Raw genomic sequence first — 16,391 nt, 5'->3', positions numbered from 1 at the left:
CCGGGCTCAGGGCCGGCCCGGCGGCAACTCCAGCAAAGGGGCGAAAGGCGCGGCCAAAGGTTCGCCAACAAAGACCCCCTGGCCGGGCCACTCGACACTCTTCCAATAGGCCTCCAGCGCCGTGGCGCCCTGCAGATAGCTTTTCGTCAGCAGGCGAGGGTGGGGGAATTTGGTGTTGTAGTTGCAGGGTTCGGTGACCGTGCCGTAGCTGGCGGTGGCGCCGGACTCGATCCAGTCGAGCACGCTCATCTGGGCGCTGCCCGGTGCTGCATCGAGCCGGCCGCCGAACGAGGTCAGGTGGTCGGCCAAGGCGCCGGGCCGCCACTGCACCTGATTCAAGCCGTCGACGCGGGTCAGCCCGGTCTGGTAGATCAGCACCTCGGAAATCGGCACCTGGGTGTAGCCGCTGTTCAGGCTTTCGCGCTGCACCGTCAGGCCCCAGGGACCGATGGGGCCGGCCGCCGGGAAATCGCCATGTCGCACACTGCGAAAGCCATCCCAGGTCTTGATGAAGTAGGCCTTGGCCGATGACCGGTGGTCGGCCGGCATGCTCTGGTCGGCACTGATGCCGCGCTCGATCAGCGCCTTGGCGCTGTCGATGCTGCGTGCCGCGATCAGCATGCTGGGCCGTTGGCCCATGTCGGTGAACGGCCGCGCGCCGATGTAGCGGAAATAAGGCGATGCCTTGCTGGGCGTGCAGACGTTGGGGCTGCTGCAGATCTCGGGCTGGAAGCCCATGGTCAGGGCCGAGGTGATCGAGTTGCATTCGACCGCATAGGGCTTGACCCAGGCCAGCGCCAAGCCCTGGACCGTCTCGGGCAGGCGGTTCCGCAACTCGGCGGCCAGGGCTTCGAAACTGCTCCTGCTGATCGACGCCGTGGTTGGCAGGCTGACGCGGACGATATGGCTCTCGGGTATGCCTCTGCGCCTTGCGTAGTACTCCCCGACGGCGACCGAATAGGGATCGTTGAGATTGATCACCAGGCCCAGCGCTTCGGCCGTGATGCGCCCCACGGCCGGGGTGGCCGAGGCCAGCGCTGCATAGTGGGCGACGACGGCCTGGATCTCGGCGGCTTCCGGTTCATCGGGTCCGATCGGGTAGTTGGTCGCAGATGCCGCCACCACATTGCCGCTACTGGTATCCAGAGTCAGTTCGATATCCGACAGATGGCTGGCGTGATGACCGGCCGATGTGAGGGGCACCGGGATGCCGGCCCGGTTGTTGACGCTGCAGTTGTAGGCCAGATGACTGCCGCCGGACACGATCAGATCAATTTCCGGGTCCAGTCGACCGACGAGGTCCACGATGGGACCGGACAGGCCGCTGCAGCCATTGCTGGTCCCCCCGGCCGTCAGCCCGCCCTCATGCACCAGCACGACGATGCTCTTGACCCCCTGGGCCAGGATGCCGGGCACCAGGGCGTTGATGGTCTCGGCCTCGTCCCGGAACTCCAGGCCGGCCACGCCAGCAGCCGGGACATGGGCCGGCGTGCTGCGGCGCGCGACGCCGATGAAGGCGATCCTGTGGCCCATGAATTCCTTGTAGCCTAGCGCCGGCAGCAGGGCTTGAAGGCTGGCGGCGTCCATGACATTGGCGGCCAGGAACTGGAAGGCGGCGCCGGAAAACTGGCCGTCCTGACGCCGGTCCGCTGCGAGCCCCTGGCCGGAGAAGCCGCTGCTCGGGTGATTGCCGCCCTGCTGCAGGCGCAGCAGTTCGTCGCGGCCCTCGTCAAACTCGTGGACGCCGGTGGCGGCAAAGTCGATGCCGATGCGGTTCATCGCCTCGATGGTCGGTTCGTCCTTGAACAGGGCCGAGCTCAGCGGGCTGGCGCCGACCATATCGCCTGCCGAGACGACCGCATGCAAGGGATTGGTGGCCTTCAAGGCCTGGATGCGGTTCGCAAGTCGGGCCACACCGGGGTTGCCGGGCGCACCTTCAGCGGATTTGATCGCGCCGTGGAGATCGTTGAAGGCGATCAGCTTGACCGTCAGCTGGCTGCCGATGCCAGATGAGCGGGCCGCGGCCATCAGCCGGTCGCGCTCATCCAGGCTGATCAGGCCATCCTTCAGCAGGTCGTTGAAGACCTTGCCGGCATGGTCCAGAAATTCCCTCTGGCTGCCCCAGGTCCGCTCGTCATCCAGCAGGTCGTCGATGGTGCACTTGCCCTCGACCATAGGGTTGTCGACGCCGGAGTCATAAGCGCCAATCCGCACGGTCAGCGAGTTGTCGAGCGCCTTGCAATCGGCCGCAGCCCGAATCGGCAGGACGGCGGTCAGCAGCAGGGCAGCACAGGCGAGAAAGGTGGACATGACGCTTCGGCGGGTGGTGGTCGAAGCGCCTCAGCTTAGGGGCGGGAGATGACGTGCCGCCCCGTGGCCGGCTCGCCGTCGGTGGGCCGAAGGAGCTAGTCGGTTCAGCTTGGCCATCGCACACATGGCCTGCTGCAGGCTCACCCCGTCCATGCCCGGCTGCGCCGTCGCGGTCAGCAACCAGTGCACCAAATGAGCGAGTTGGAGCGGGGACGAAACTGATCCGCGCATTGCCGCAGCAGCCAGGAATCTGCGAGACTTCGCTTGGCGCGAAGTCTTAATTGGCAGCTTGAGTAGATCAAGCGGAGCTGCGAAGGCTATCGTGCGAGCTGCCGGCCCGGCGACGGGTCTATGCCCTATACCAACGCGGAGACTGCCATGCCTGTGTCGAAGATTTCCAGCCCGTCCGCCGCCCGCCGGCACCTCGCCGTCTGCCTGGGCCTGCTGGCGGCGAGCACGACGCTGCTGGCCGCACCCAAGAGCGAGCTGCCGGCCGGCTATCCGCAGCGCGGCCTGAACTGGATCGTGCCCTTCCCAGCCGGCAGCGCCACCGATCAGCTGGCCCGGGTGCTGGCCGAACATGTGGGCAAGGCGGCCGGCCAGGCGGTCGTCGTCGACAACAAGCCCGGGGCCAACGGTACCTTGGGCACGGGCGCAGCCGCCAAGGCCGCCCCCGACGGCTACAACTTCCTGATCGCCACCAGCACCACGCACGCGGCCAATGCCTCGCTGTACCGCAAGCTGCCCTATGACCCGATCAAGGACTTCACGCCGGTCAGCCGCCTGGCCGAGATCCCCTTCATCATGCTGGTCAACCCGGCGGTGCCGGCCGACACGGCCGAAAAGTTCGTCGCCTATGTGAAGGCCAATCCGGACAAGCTGGCCTGGGGCTCGGGCTCCAGCGGCAGCCTGATCCCCGGCCATGCGCTGGTGCATGCCAACAAGCTGGTGATGGCCCATATTCCCTACAAGGGCGTGCAGCCGGCGATGACGGACACGATGGGCGGCACGATACAGCTGGTGTTCGGCGATCTGGCCTCGGGCGTGCCCCAGGTCAAGGCCGGCAAGCTGCGCGCGCTGGCGGTCACCTCGGGCAAGGAGCATCCGATGCTGCCGGGCGTGCCGACGATGACCAAGAGCGTCGTGCCCGGCTTCGAGATGACGGCCTGGTTCGCGATGTATGCGCCGGCCGGCACGCCCGAGCCGGTGCTCGCGAAGATGAACCAGTGGGTGCGCTCGGCGCTGACCGACAAGAGCGTGCAGGCCAAGCTGGCGCTGTCGGGCTTCGAGCTGACGCCCAGCACGCCGCCCGAGCTGGGCCTGTTCGCGGCCAAGGAAACGCTGAAGTGGGCCAAGGCCGTACAGGCCGCCGGCATCAACGCCGAGTAATAAAAGCCGCCGCCGCCATGCGCCTGGACCTGACCACGCTGAATCTCGTGCTGGCGATCGAGCAGACCCGCTCGATCACCGCCGGGGCGGCGCGCGAGCACCTGGCGCTGGCGGCGGCCAGCAAGCGGGTTTCCGACCTGGAGGCGCGGCTGGGCGTGCAGCTGTTCGAGCGCCGCGCCCGCGGTGTCGAGCCGACCGAGGCCTGCCGCGCGCTGGTGCGCCATATCCGCTCGCTGCATGCCTCGCTGCATGCGCTGGAGAGCGAGGTGGTCGAGTTCGCGCGCGGCATCAAGGGCCATCTGCGCATCGCCGCCAATAGCGGCGCGATCGCCGAATGCCTGCCGGCCGATCTGGCCGCCTTCAGCCAGGCCCATCCGCAGATCCGCATCAGCCTGGAAGACCAGACCAGCGCCGAGGTGCAGGCAGCGGTGGCCGAGGGCCGCGCCGATATCGGCGTGTTCACGCCGCCGCTGCTGGACAACCGGGTCCAGGCCTGGGTCTATGCCCAGAGCCGGCTGGCCGTGCTGGTGCCCAAGAATCATGGGCTGGCGCGGCAGCGGTCGGTCAGCTTCTCCGACCTGCTGGACTACGACCTGATCGGCCTGCATGCCGGCGCCAGCGCCCAGCAGCTGATGCGCGAGCAGGCGCTGTCGCGCGGCCGCACGCTGAACGCGCGCCTGCAGGTGCGCGGCTTCGATGCGATTGCCCAGCTGGTCGAGGCCGGCCTGGGCGTGGCGGTGCTGCCTTCGGTGCCGGCCGAACGTTTCTCGCGTGTCTTCGCGGTCAGTCATCTCGTGCTCGATGAAGCCTGGGCCGCGCGCGACTATTGTCTGGGTGTGCAGCGTCAGGAGCGCCTGCCCACCGTGGTGCAACGCTTTGTCGATGCCCTCTGTCCCCTCCCCAACATCCCCGTAGAAAGCCAGCCATGACCACTGCAGCTCGCACGCTTTACGACAAGCTCTGGGACGAGCATGTCGTCCACACCGAGGAGGACGGCACGGCCACCCTCTATATCGACCGCCATCTGGTCCATGAGGTGACCAGCCCGCAGGCCTTCGAAGGTCTGGATCTGGCCGGGCGCAAGATCTGGCGCCTGTCGGCCAATCTGGCGGTCAGCGACCACAATGTGCCGACCACCGACCGCAGCCAGGGCATCGCCGACCCGATCTCCAAGCTGCAGGTCGACACCCTGGACCAGAACTGCGACCGCTTCGGCATCACCCAGTTCAAGATGAGCGACAAGCGCCAGGGCATCGTCCATGTGATCGGCCCGGAGCAGGGCGCGACCCTGCCGGGCATGACCGTGGTCTGCGGCGACAGCCACACCTCGACCCACGGCGCTTTCGGCGCGCTGGCCCACGGCATCGGCACCTCCGAGGTCGAGCATGTGCTGGCCACCCAGACCCTGCTGGCCAAGAAGGCCAAGAACCTGCTGATCAAGGTCGAGGGCCAGACACCGAAAGGCGTCGGCGCCAAGGACATCGTGCTGGCCATCATCGGCAAGATCGGCACGGCCGGCGGCACCGGCTACACGATCGAATTCGGCGGCTCGGCAATCCGCGCGCTGAGCATGGAAGGGCGGATGACGGTCTGCAATATGGCCATCGAGGCGGGCGCCCGCGCCGGCCTGATTGCCGTGGACGAGACCACGATCAACTACTGCAAGGGCCGGCCCTTCTCGCCCAGCGGTGTCGAATGGGAGCAGGCGGTGGCCTACTGGCGCACCCTGCACTCGGACCCGGGTGCGAGCTTCGACAAAGTGGTCGAGCTCGACGCCGCCCAGATCCGCCCGCAAGTCACCTGGGGCACCAGCCCCGAGATGGTCTTGTCGATCGAGGACCGTGTGCCCGATCCGGACAAGGAAAAGGATGCCGTCAAGCGCGGCGCCATCGAGCGGGCGTTGCAGTACATGAATCTGGAGCCGAACAAGGCCATCAACGACATCCTGATCGACAAGGTCTTCATCGGCTCCTGCACCAACAGCCGCATCGAGGACATGCGCGAGGCTGCGGCCGTCGTGCGCCGGATGTCCGGAAGCAATGGCGGCAAGATCGCCGCCAATGTGAAGCTGGCGATGGTGGTGCCGGGCTCGGGCCTGGTGAAGGAGCAGGCCGAGCGCGAAGGCCTGGACCAGGTCTTCAAGGCGGCCGGCTTCGAGTGGCGCGAGCCGGGTTGCTCGATGTGCCTGGCGATGAATGCCGACCGGCTGGAGCCGGGCGAGCGCTGTGCCTCGACCAGCAATCGCAATTTCGAAGGACGCCAGGGCGCCGGCGGCCGCACCCATCTGGTCAGCCCGGCGATGGCCGCAGCGGCCGCGATGCAAGGCCATTTCGTTGATGTTCGAAGGATTTCGTGATGGAAAAGTTCACCGTTCACAAGGGCCTCGTCGCCCCGATGGATCGCGACAATGTCGACACCGACGCGATCATCCCCAAGCAGTTCCTGAAATCGATCAAGCGCAGCGGCTTCGGCCCGAATCTGTTCGACGAATGGCGCTATCTGGATGCGGGCGAGCCCGGCCAGGATCCGGCCAGCCGCAAGCCCAACCCCGATTTCGTGCTGAACCAGCTGCGCTACCAGGGCGCCTCGGTGCTGATCGCGCGCAGCAATTTCGGCTGCGGCTCCAGCCGCGAGCACGCGCCCTGGGCGCTGGAGCAGTACGGCTTTCGCGCGCTGATCGCGCCGAGCTTTGCCGACATCTTCTTCAACAACTGCTTCAAGAACGGCGTGCTGCCCATCGTGCTGCCTGAGGCCCAGGTGGCCCAGCTGTTCGACGAGGTGTTCGCCTTCCCGGGCTATCAGCTGACCATCGATCTGGCGCGCCAGCTCGTCATCAAGGCCGATGGGGGGGAGTTGGCGTTCGAGGTCCAGCCCTTCCGCAAGTTCTGCCTGCTCAACGGTTTCGATGACATCGGTCTGACCCTGCGCCATGCCGACAAGATCAAGGCCTTCGAGGCCGAACGTATCGCCAGCAAGCCCTGGCTCAACAACCGTCTGATCGGATGACCATGAAAATTGCAGTGCTACCCGGTGATGGCATCGGGACCGAAATCGTCGCCGAGGCCGTCAAGGTCCTGAAGGTGCTGGACTTGCCGCTGACGCTGGAAAGCGCCCCGGTGGGTGGCGCCGCCTATGAGGCCGCCGGCCACCCGCTGCCTGAATCGACGCTGCAGCTGGCCAAGGACGCCGACGCCATCCTGTTCGGCGCCGTCGGCGACTGGAAGTACGACAAGCTGGACCGCCCGCTGCGCCCCGAGCAGGCCATCCTGGGCCTGCGCAAGCATCTGGGCCTGTTCGCCAACTTCCGCCCGGCGATCTGCTATGAGCAGCTGACCCATGCATCGAGCCTGAAGCCCGAGCTGGTCGCCGGCCTGGACATCCTGATCATCCGCGAGCTGACCGGCGACATCTATTTCGGCCAGCCGCGCGGCCGCCGCACCGCCGTCGACGGCCACTTCCCGGGTTCTGAGGAGGCCTTCGACACGATGCGCTACTCGCGCCCTGAGATCGAGCGCATCGCCCATGTGGCCTTCCAGGCGGCGCGCAAGCGCAGCAAGCGCGTCACCTCGGTGGACAAGGCCAATGTGCTGGAAACCTTCCAGTTCTGGAAGGACGTGATGATCGAGGTCAGCGCCGAATATCCGGATGTCGAGCTGGACCATATGTATGTGGACAACGCCGCGATGCAGCTGGTCAAGGCGCCGAAGAAGTTCGACGTGGTCGTCACCGGCAATATGTTCGGCGACATCCTGTCGGACGAGGCCGCGATGCTGACCGGCTCGATCGGCATGCTGCCCTCGGCCTCGTTGGACAAGCACAACAAAGGCCTGTACGAACCCAGCCATGGCAGCGCACCGGACATCGCGGGCAAGGGAATCGCCAATCCTCTGGCTACAATCCTCTCCGCTGCCATGATGCTCAAGTTCACCCTCAACCAGCCCGAAGCTGCCGCTCGTATCGAAGCGGCGGTGAGCGCTGTGTTGTCCCAAGGTCTGCGCACTGCGGACATTTGGAGCGAGGGCACCCAGAAGGTGAGCACGCGCGAGATGGGTGATGCGGTCGTTGCCGCGATTACCACCACCAAAACCATCAAGAGCTGAAGCTCTCGGATCGTCTCGCCCCCACAAACCCCGGCGAAGCGAGCCGGGGCACAGAGACTGGGGTTTGTGATCAAGAGGAATTCAAGATGACGACATTGGTAGGACTGGTAGGCTGGCGCGGCATGGTGGGCTCCGTGCTGATGGACCGCATGGTGGCCGAGCGTGATTTCGATCTGATCGAACCGCTGTTCTTCAGCACCTCGAACGCGGGCGGCGCCGCCCCGGCGCAGGCCAAGAACGAAACCAAGCTGCAGAACGCCTTCGATATCGAGCAGCTCAAGCGCTGCGAGATCATCATCACGGCCCAGGGCGGCGACTACACCAACGAGGTCTTCCCGAAGCTGCGCGCGGCCGGCTGGAATGGCCACTGGATCGACGCCGCCTCCTCGCTGCGCATGAACGGCGATGCCGTCATCGTGCTGGACCCGGTGAACATGCCCGTCATCAAGGACGCGCTTAGCAAGGGCGGCAAGAACTGGGTCGGCGGCAACTGCACCGTCTCCTGCATGCTGATGGGCGTGGGCGCGCTCTACAAGGCCGGCCTGGTCGAATGGATGAGCACCCAGACCTACCAGGCGGCCTCGGGCGGCGGCGCGCAACATATGCGCGAGCTGCTGACGCAGTACGGTACGCTGAATGCCTCGGTGCGCTCGCTGCTGGATGACCCGAAGAGCGCCATCCTCGAGATCGACCGTCAGGTGATCGCCACGCAGCGGGCCTTGAGCGCGGCCGAGACCGCCAATTTCGGCGTGCCGCTGGGCGGCTCGCTGATCCCCTGGATCGACAAGGATCTGGGCAATGGCCAGTCCAAGGAAGAGTGGAAGGGCATGGCCGAGACCAACAAGATTCTCGGCCTCGGCGAGGGCTTCGGCTCGGCGCCGATTCCGGTGGACGGCTTCTGCGTGCGCGTCGGCGCGATGCGCTGCCACAGCCAGGCTCTGAGCTTCAAGCTGAAGAAGGACGTGCCGCTGGCCGACATCGAGGCGATGATCGCCGCTGACAACGAGTGGGTGAAGGTCGTGCCCAATACCCGCGAGGCGACGATTCAAGACCTGACCCCGGTGGCGGTGACCGGCACGATGACCATCCCCGTGGGCCGCATCCGCAAGCTGGCCATGGGCCCGGAGTATGTCGGCGCCTTCACGATCGGCGACCAGCTCCTGTGGGGCGCGGCCGAGCCGCTGCGCCGCATGCTGCGCATCCTGCTGGCTCGGTAATTTCCCCAGTTTCCGAGCCCCGCCCGTTGCCGGCAAACGACAAGCCTGTAACGGGCAGTGAATCAGGCAGGTGTCCTGGGGCGTATTCAGCCTTTGCATGAGGGTTGCAGCGTATATGCTTGATGCTGTTGTGATTTCGGATCGCAAGAGCCATGAGGACAGCATCGCCTAGCGCTGTTGAGAAGAGAACAAAGATCGTCGAAACAGGCGGGTACCTGACGGTGTCCGCCTTGTTGCTTTGGGGGACGCCTTGAAACAAAAACGTAGCGCTTTGGGGCGCTTTGCCCTGACCCCGTTGGCCCATATGGCGATGGCGGCATTTGCCGTTGCCGGCAGCGGCTCGGCCTGGAGCCTGGGACTGGGCAAACTGACCGTGCAGTCTTCGCTGGGCGAAACGCTCAAGGCCGAGATCGACGTCAGTTCGCTGACCGCCGAAGAGGCGGGCACGCTCAAGGTGCGCATCGCCCCTCCCGATTCCTACCGCGCCACCGGCGTCGAGTACAACGCCGTGCTGACCGGCACCCAGGTGCAGCTGGAGCGGCGCAGCGATGGCCGACCGGTGCTGCGCATCAACAGCGACCGGGCTGTCCAGGAGCCCTTTGTCGATGTGATCCTGGAGCTGACCTGGTCCAGCGGCCGCCTGGTGCGCGAATACACGCTGCTGTTCGATCCGCCAAACCTGGCCCGCCCGAGCGCACCGCCGGCCGTCACGACGGCCCCGTCCTTTGCGACCGCGCCGGCCGAAACCCGGGCCGTGCCGACCCAGCGTCCGCCGGCCTCGGCTCCTTTGGCCGCAGCGCCCGCGCCTCGGCCGCGTGTCGAGGCGGCCCCGGCCGAGCCGGCGCGCGCGCCACGTCCGGCGCCGGCGCCTGCACCGAGCCCCAGCGCCGCATCCGAATACAAGGTCAAGGCGGGCGATTCGCTGTCGCGCATCGCCGGCCGCACCAAGCCCCGGGAAATCTCGCTGGACCAGATGCTGGTTGGCCTGTTCCGCAGCAATCCGGATGCCTTCATCGGCGAGAACATGAACCGGCTGAAGTCGGGTGTGGTCCTGCAAGTGCCGGGCAGCGACAGCCTCAGCGCGATCACTCCGACCGAGGCGCGCGAAGTCATTCAGGCGCAGAGCGCCGATTTCAGCAACTACCGGCAGCGCCTGGCCGGTGCCGCCCCCGAGCTCAAGCTCGATGAAAGCCAGCGCCAGGTCAAGGGCAAGGTGCAGGCGGCGGTCGAGGACCGCAAGCCGGCCGCAGCGCCCAGCCCCGACAAGCTGACGCTCAGCAAGGCCGCAGCCGCCAGCGCGGCCGCCGAGGCCAAGGTATCGAAAGAAACCGAGAAGAAGGCGGATGCCGCCCGTGTGGCCGAACTGACCCGCAATGTGGAGGAGTTGAAGAAGCTCTCCAGCGCGGCCAAGCCGGCTGCGAGCGCCGCGCCCGCAGCGAACACCGGCACAACGGCCGCGTCGGCACCGCCCGCACTGGCGCTGCCGGCGCCACCGGTCGCATCGGCACCCGCGCCCGTGGTTGCGGCTGCGCCGGCCGCAAGCCCCGTCGCTGCCAAGCCGGCCCCCACACCGGTTCCGCCCCCGGCGGCCGAAGCCGAAGGCCCGGGTCTGATGGCCGAGCTGATGGAGAGCCCCTTGGTGCTGCCGATCGCTGGCGTGCTGGTGCTCTTGCTGGGCGGGCTGGGTCTGATGCGCCTGCGCGGCAAGGGTGGCAAGCCCAAGGCCGACACCGGCTTCCATGAAAGCCGGCTGCAGCCCGACTCCTTCTTCGGCAATACCGGTGGCCAGCGCGTTGACACCCGTGACGCCAACGGCCCCGCGTCCTCGATGAGCTACTCGCTGAGCCAGCTCGATGCCATCGGTGATGTCGATCCGGTCGCCGAGGCCGATGTCTATCTGGCCTATGGCCGTGACCTGCAGGCCGAGGAGATTCTCAAGGAAGCGCTGCGCTCCAATCCCGAGCGGCTGGCGATCCGGCTCAAGCTGCTGGAGGTCTATGCCAAGCGCCGTGACACCAAGGGCTTCGAGCAACTGGCCGTGCAGCTCTATGCCGAGACCCAAGGGCAGGGCGAGGACTGGGCCAAGGCCCAGGAGCTGGGCCGCCAGATCGACGCCGACAATCCGCTGTACCAGCCGGGCGGCTCGCCCGAGCTGCTGCCCGACGATGGCAGTCACGAGCGCCATCCCGAGCCGATGAACGCCAGCACGCTGCCGCAGACGGCCCAGCACAGCATGCTTGGCGGCGCCGCCCTGATGGCCACCGAGCCGCTGGGCCGCGCCAGCGACGCCGGCCCACCCAGCGGTCTGGATCTGGACCTCGACCTGGACCTGGGCTCGCCGCCCTCGGTCTCGCCGTTTGCGATGGATGCCACGCAAGCCCTGGCCACCACGGTGGAGCAGGCACCGCTGGCGATGGACTTCGATCTCGACGGCCCGCCGACGACGCAGCCCGGCGAGATCGAGCCCCAGGAGCTGGCCTTCGATCTGGGCAATCTGGATATGCCGCCGGAGGTCACCCAGGCCGCCACCCTGCAGTCCGAGCTGCCCGACGAGCCCCAGTCGCTGGACTTTGATCTCTCGTCCATCGATCTGGACCTGCCCGAGCCGGCCCGCAAGGAAGAGGCGATCCCGACCGCCTCCGCCGAAGCCATTGATGGCGGTCTGCCGGCCGAGTTCGAGAGCATCTTGCAAGACGATGCCCCGAGCGATCCGCTGTCCCAGGCCTTCGATGCGCTGGACGACGATGGCGGTGACCCGCTGCAGCGCCAGCTCGAGCTGGCCGACGAGTTCCGCCAGATCGGCGATACCGAAGGTGCACGCGATGTGCTGCAGGAACTGCTGGCCCGGGCCAGCGGCCCGCTGCGCGACAAGGCGCAGGCCATGCTCAACGAGCTGCGCTGAACACGCAGGCACAATCCGAGGCGCCCGGCCAGGCCGGGCGCCTTTTTCATTGTTGGAGCAGGAATGACAACTAGGGTGGCGCTGGGCGTCAGCTACCGCGGCCGCGGCTACAAGGGCTGGCAAAGCCAGCCGGGCGGCGGCACGGTGCAGGATGAGCTGGAAAAAGCCCTGGCCCAGTTTGCCGCGCATCCGATCCGCACAATCTGCGCCGGCCGCACCGATGCCGGCGTGCACGGACTCAACCAGGTCGTGCATTTCGATGCCCAGGTGGAGCGCGACCCGTTCTCGTGGATACGCGGCACGAACCGCTATCTGCCCCCCGATATCGCGATCCAGTGGTGCGCCTTCCCCGGCGCCGACTTCCATGCCCGCAACCATGCGCGCGGCCGGCGCTATGCCTATCTGCTGCTGGAGTCGGCGGTGCGGCCGGCGATCGAGAGCGGCTCGGTGGGCTGGGTATTCCGCCCGCTGGACGGCGATGCGATGCGCGCGGCCGTCGAGGTGCTGCTGGGTGAGCACGACTTCAGTTCTTTCCGCTCGGTCGACTGCCAGGCCAAGTCGCCGATCAAGACCCTTCGTGCGATCCAGATCAGCAAGCGCGGCGCCTACTGGCGCTTCGAGTTCGATGCCTCGGCCTTTTTGCACCATATGGTGCGCAACATCATGGGCTGTCTGCTGGCGATCGGCAGCGGCACGCGCTCGGTGGAATGGCTGGCTGGGGTGCTGGCAGCGCGCGACCGCAAGGTGGCGGCGCCGACCTTTGCCCCCGACGGCCTGTACTTCATCGGACCGTACTACGATGCCGAGCTGCAACTCCCCGAGCATGTGGCGGCGCTGGACTGGCTGCCCTGAGTGAAACGAAGCGCATGAGCCGAACCCGTATCAAGATCTGCGGCCTGACACGCGAGGCCGATATCGACGCCGCCGTCGAGGCCGGTGCCGATGCCATCGGCTTTGTGTTCTACGCGAAGAGCCCGCGCTATGTGACGCCAGCGCGCGCGGCCGAGCTGGCGCGGCGCCTGCCGCCCTTCGTGACACCGGTGGGGCTGTTCGTCAACGCCAGCGACGAGCAGCTGGCGGCCGGCCTGGCCGCGCTGCCGAATATGCTCTTGCAATTCCATGGCGACGAGAGCCCGCAGGACTGCGAGCGGGCAGGGCGGCCCTGGCTGCGGGCCGCGCGCATCAACCCCGGCTTTGATTTGCTAGACTTCGCCCATCAGTATTCAGGTGCCCAGGCCATTCTGCTCGACGCCCATGTCGACGGCTATGGCGGCGGTGGAAAGGTTTTCGATTGGTCACTCATTCCAAGAAACGTGCCCTCTCCAGTCGTTTTGTCTGGTGGGTTGCATGCCGGAAATGTGCTGACAGGCGTTCTTCAGGTACGGCCCTGGGCCGTTGACGTGAGTTCCGGCGTCGAGCAGGCCAAGGGCCTGAAGGACGCCGCCCTGATCCAGCAGTTCTGTGCCGCCGTCCGTGAGGCGGACAGACAACTGCAGCAAACCTGAAGAGAAAACCGTCATGCAGACCTATGACCAACCCGATGCCCGTGGGCATTTCGGACCCTATGGTGGGCGCTTCGTCGCCGAAACCCTGGTCCATGCCCTGGACGAGCTGAGCGAGGCCTATGCCCACTACAGCAAAGATCCCGAGTTCATCGCCGAGTACAAGAAGGAACTGGCCCATTTCGTCGGCCGCCCCAGCCCGATCTACTACGCCGACCGCCTCAGTCGCGAACTGGGCGGTGCCCAGATCTACCTGAAACGCGAGGATCTGAACCACACCGGCGCGCACAAGGTCAACAACACCATCGGCCAGGCGCTGCTGGCCAAGCGCATGGGCAAGAAGCGCGTGATCGCCGAGACCGGCGCCGGCCAGCACGGCGTGGCCACCGCGACCATCTGTGCCCGCTACGGCATGGAATGCGTGGTCTATATGGGCAGCGAGGACGTCAAGCGCCAATCGCCCAATGTCTACCGGATGAATCTGCTGGGCGCGCGGGTGGTGCCGGTCGAGTCCGGCTCCAAGACCCTGAAGGACGCGCTCAACGAGGCGATGCGCGACTGGGTCACCAACATCGAATCGACCTTCTACATCATCGGCACCGTGGCCGGACCGCATCCCTACCCGATGATGGTGCGCGACTTCCAGCGCGTCATCGGCGATGAGTGCCTGACCCAGATGCCCGAGATGATCGGCCACCAGCCGGATGCGGTGATCGCCTGCGTCGGCGGCGGCTCGAACGCCATCGGCATTTTCTACCCCTATATCCCGCATCAAGACGTGCGCCTGATCGGCGTCGAGGCGGCGGGCGAGGGCGTGGACAGCGGCAAGCATGCGGCGACCTTGAGCGCTGGCAGCCCCGGTGTGCTGCATGGCAACCGCACCTATCTGCTGCAGGACGCCAACGGCCAGATCACCGAGACGCACTCGATCTCGGCCGGCCTGGACTATCCGGGCGTCGGCCCCGAGCATGCCTATCTGAAGGACATCGGCCGGGCCGAGTATGTCGGTATCACCGACAAGGAGGCGCTGGAGGCCTTCCACCGCCTGTGCCGCACCGAGGGCATCATTCCGGCGCTGGAGTCCAGCCACGCGCTGGCTTATGCGATGAAACTGGCGCCGACCTTGTCGCCGGACAAGACCTTGCTGGTGAACCTGTCCGGCCGTGGCGACAAGGACATCGGCACCGTCGCCGACCTGTCGGGCGTGCAGTACTTTGACCGCCCCTCGATGGCCGGCCACAGCGTGAAGGGAGGCGCGCAATGAGCCGCATCGCTGCTGCCTTCACGGCTTTGCAGGCCCAGGGCCGCAAGGCGCTGATCCCCTTTGTCACCGCCGGCGATCCCTTTCCCGATGCGACGGTCGAGCTGATGCTGGCTCTTGGCCAGGCCGGCGCCGACGTGATCGAGCTGGGTGTGCCCTTCTCGGACCCGATGGCCGACGGTCCGGTGATCCAGCGCGCTGGCGAGCGCGCACTGAAGCACGGCATCGGCCTGACCCAGGTGCTGGACTATGTGCGCGGCTTCCGCGCGAAGAACAACAGCACGCCGGTGGTGCTGATGGGCTATGCCAATCCGGTCGAGCGCTATGGCGTCGAGCGTTTCGTCACCGATGCCAAGGCCGCGGGCGTGGACGGTGTGTTGATCGTCGACTACCCGCCCGAGGAGTGCGAGATCTTCGCGGCCGCGCTGCGCGCGCAAGACCTGGACCCGATTTTCCTGCTGGCGCCGACCTCGACCGAGGAACGCATGGCCCGCATCGGCCAGTTGGCCAGCGGCTATGTCTACTACGTGTCGCTGAAGGGCGTGACCGGGGCCGGCCATCTGAACACGGCGGCCGTGGCCGAGATGATTCCGCGCATCCGCCGCCATGTGACGGTGCCGGTGGGCGTGGGTTTCGGCATCCGCGACGGCGTCACCGCGAGGGCCGTGGCCGACCATTCCGATGCGGTCGTGATCGGTTCGCGTCTGGTCGAGCTGCTGGAGGTTCAGCCGCGCGATAATGTCGCCGCAACCGGCGCCCAGTTCATCCGGGACATCCGCCAGGCGCTCGACGCGCCCCACTGATTGATAAAGGAGCCTGCAACCATGAGTTGGCTTGAGAAACTTCTGCCGCCCAAGATGCAGCAGACCGACCCGAACGAGCGCCGCACGGTGCCCGAGGGGCTGTGGATCAAGTGCCCGTCCTGCGAGACGGTGCTCTACAAGACCGATCTGGAGCAGAACGTCAATGTCTGCCCCAAGTGCAGCCACCACCACCGCATCGGCGCGCGTGCGCGTCTGAACGCCTTTCTCGACGGCGAAGGCCGCTACGAGGTGGGCCAGGAGGTCTTGCCGGTCGACGCGCTGAAGTTCAAGGACAGCAAGAAGTATCCCGACCGGCTCAAGGAAGCGCTGGAGAACACCGGCGAGACCGATGCGCTGATCGTGATGGGCGGCGCGGTGATGAGCGTGCCGGTGGTCGCGGCCTGCTTCGAGTTCGACTTCATGGGAGGCTCGATGGGCTCGGTGGTCGGCGAGCGCTTTGCGCGCGGTGTCGAGACGGCCATCGAGCAGAAGACCCCCTTCATCTGCTTCACCGCCACCGGCGGCGCGCGGATGCAGGAGGGCTTGCTGAGCCTGATGCAGATGGCCAAGAGCAATGCGGCGCTGACCCGCCTGGCCAAGGCCAAATTGCCCTATATCAGCGTGCTGACCGATCCGACCATGGGTGGCGTGTCGGCCAGCTTCGCCTTTGTGGGCGATATCGTGATTGCCGAGCCCAAGGCCTTGATCGGTTTTGCCGGCCCGCGCGTGATCGAGAACACGGTGCGCGAAAAGCTGCCGCCGGGCTTCCAGCGCGCCGAGTTCCTGATGGAAAAGGGCGCGGTGGACATGATTGTCGACCGCCGCGAGCTGCGCGAGACCATCGCGCGCCAGCTGGCGATGCTGCAGCGGCAGAGCACCGACGCGGTGGCCTGAGCGCCGTCAATCC

Annotated in this window: 13 protein-coding genes; 12 read left to right on the top strand and 1 reads right to left on the bottom strand. The window is 66.6% G+C overall.

The genetic code is table 11. The annotated features are described in order from the left end of the window. Window positions 1-6: 6 nt before the first annotated feature. Entirely contained in the window at window positions 7-2,310 is a 2,304-nt protein-coding gene (locus ABGI63_RS20810) for a TIGR03790 family protein (protein WP_349744370.1), read from the bottom strand. Between the two features lie 378 nt (window positions 2,311-2,688). Between ABGI63_RS20810 and ABGI63_RS20805 the strand changes: the two genes are divergently transcribed. The 12 genes from ABGI63_RS20805 to accD all read left to right on the top strand — a co-directional run bounded on the left by ABGI63_RS20805 (window position 2,689) and on the right by accD (window position 16,378). After that, entirely contained in the window at window positions 2,689-3,699 is a 1,011-nt protein-coding gene (locus tag ABGI63_RS20805; protein WP_349744369.1) for a Bug family tripartite tricarboxylate transporter substrate binding protein, read from the top strand. A 17-nt stretch (window positions 3,700-3,716) separates the two neighbouring features. Continuing rightward, window positions 3,717-4,628, top strand: a complete 912-nt coding sequence (locus ABGI63_RS20800) for a LysR family transcriptional regulator (protein WP_349744368.1) — start codon at window positions 3,717-3,719, stop codon at window positions 4,626-4,628. Further along, complete coding sequence (gene leuC, locus ABGI63_RS20795; protein WP_349744367.1) at window positions 4,625-6,055, top strand: 3-isopropylmalate dehydratase large subunit; 1,431 nt, start codon at window positions 4,625-4,627, stop codon at window positions 6,053-6,055. The genes ABGI63_RS20800 and leuC overlap by 4 nt, the downstream gene beginning before the upstream one ends. Beyond that, window positions 6,055-6,705, top strand: coding sequence for a 3-isopropylmalate dehydratase small subunit (gene leuD / locus ABGI63_RS20790; protein ID WP_349744366.1), 651 nt, complete (start codon window positions 6,055-6,057; stop codon window positions 6,703-6,705). Before leuC ends, leuD begins: the two co-directional genes overlap by 1 nt. A 2-nt stretch (window positions 6,706-6,707) precedes the next feature. Continuing rightward, entirely contained in the window at window positions 6,708-7,799 is a 1,092-nt protein-coding gene (leuB, locus tag ABGI63_RS20785; protein ID WP_349744365.1) for a 3-isopropylmalate dehydrogenase, read from the top strand. Window positions 7,800-7,885: 86 nt separating this feature from the next. Continuing rightward, on the top strand, window positions 7,886-9,016 hold the full coding sequence (gene asd / locus ABGI63_RS20780; RefSeq protein WP_349744364.1) for an aspartate-semialdehyde dehydrogenase: 1,131 nt from the start codon (window positions 7,886-7,888) through the stop codon (window positions 9,014-9,016). A 250-nt stretch (window positions 9,017-9,266) separates the two neighbouring features. After that, entirely contained in the window at window positions 9,267-11,918 is a 2,652-nt protein-coding gene (locus tag ABGI63_RS20775; RefSeq protein WP_349744362.1) for a FimV/HubP family polar landmark protein, read from the top strand. A 63-nt stretch (window positions 11,919-11,981) separates the two neighbouring features. Then, window positions 11,982-12,770 (top strand): tRNA pseudouridine(38-40) synthase TruA, encoded by a 789-nt coding sequence (gene truA / locus ABGI63_RS20770; protein ID WP_262972945.1) that lies wholly within the window; start codon window positions 11,982-11,984, stop codon window positions 12,768-12,770. Window positions 12,771-12,784: 14 nt separating this feature from the next. After that, entirely contained in the window at window positions 12,785-13,423 is a 639-nt protein-coding gene (locus tag ABGI63_RS20765) for a phosphoribosylanthranilate isomerase (protein WP_349744361.1), read from the top strand. Between the two features lie 13 nt (window positions 13,424-13,436). Then, window positions 13,437-14,684, top strand: coding sequence for a tryptophan synthase subunit beta (gene trpB / locus ABGI63_RS20760; protein ID WP_349744360.1), 1,248 nt, complete (start codon window positions 13,437-13,439; stop codon window positions 14,682-14,684). Beyond that, window positions 14,681-15,484 (top strand): tryptophan synthase subunit alpha, encoded by an 804-nt coding sequence (gene trpA / locus ABGI63_RS20755; protein WP_349744359.1) that lies wholly within the window; start codon window positions 14,681-14,683, stop codon window positions 15,482-15,484. The genes trpB and trpA overlap by 4 nt, the downstream gene beginning before the upstream one ends. Window positions 15,485-15,505: 21 nt before the next feature. Continuing rightward, window positions 15,506-16,378 (top strand): acetyl-CoA carboxylase, carboxyltransferase subunit beta, encoded by an 873-nt coding sequence (gene accD / locus ABGI63_RS20750; RefSeq protein ID WP_137940563.1) that lies wholly within the window; start codon window positions 15,506-15,508, stop codon window positions 16,376-16,378. Window positions 16,379-16,391 lie beyond the last annotated feature (13 nt).

The organism is Roseateles cavernae (assembly GCF_040187885.1).
Taxonomy (GTDB): domain Bacteria; phylum Pseudomonadota; class Gammaproteobacteria; order Burkholderiales; family Burkholderiaceae_C; genus Roseateles_E; species Roseateles_E cavernae.
This window is presented reverse-complemented; position numbering and strand designations above follow the sequence as displayed.

Coding starts and splice junctions, on each gene's coding strand:
- ABGI63_RS20810 (WP_349744370.1), bottom strand. CDS start 2,310: ATGTCCACCTTTCTCGCCTGTGCTGCCCTGCTGCTGACCGCCGTCCTG.
- ABGI63_RS20805 (WP_349744369.1), top strand. CDS start 2,689: ATGCCTGTGTCGAAGATTTCCAGCCCGTCCGCCGCCCGCCGGCACCTC.
- ABGI63_RS20800 (WP_349744368.1), top strand. CDS start 3,717: ATGCGCCTGGACCTGACCACGCTGAATCTCGTGCTGGCGATCGAGCAG.
- leuC (WP_349744367.1), top strand. CDS start 4,625: ATGACCACTGCAGCTCGCACGCTTTACGACAAGCTCTGGGACGAGCAT.
- leuD (WP_349744366.1), top strand. CDS start 6,055: ATGGAAAAGTTCACCGTTCACAAGGGCCTCGTCGCCCCGATGGATCGC.
- leuB (WP_349744365.1), top strand. CDS start 6,708: ATGAAAATTGCAGTGCTACCCGGTGATGGCATCGGGACCGAAATCGTC.
- asd (WP_349744364.1), top strand. CDS start 7,886: ATGACGACATTGGTAGGACTGGTAGGCTGGCGCGGCATGGTGGGCTCC.
- truA (WP_262972945.1), top strand. CDS start 11,982: ATGACAACTAGGGTGGCGCTGGGCGTCAGCTACCGCGGCCGCGGCTAC.
- ABGI63_RS20765 (WP_349744361.1), top strand. CDS start 12,785: ATGAGCCGAACCCGTATCAAGATCTGCGGCCTGACACGCGAGGCCGAT.
- trpB (WP_349744360.1), top strand. CDS start 13,437: ATGCAGACCTATGACCAACCCGATGCCCGTGGGCATTTCGGACCCTAT.
- trpA (WP_349744359.1), top strand. CDS start 14,681: ATGAGCCGCATCGCTGCTGCCTTCACGGCTTTGCAGGCCCAGGGCCGC.
- accD (WP_137940563.1), top strand. CDS start 15,506: ATGAGTTGGCTTGAGAAACTTCTGCCGCCCAAGATGCAGCAGACCGAC.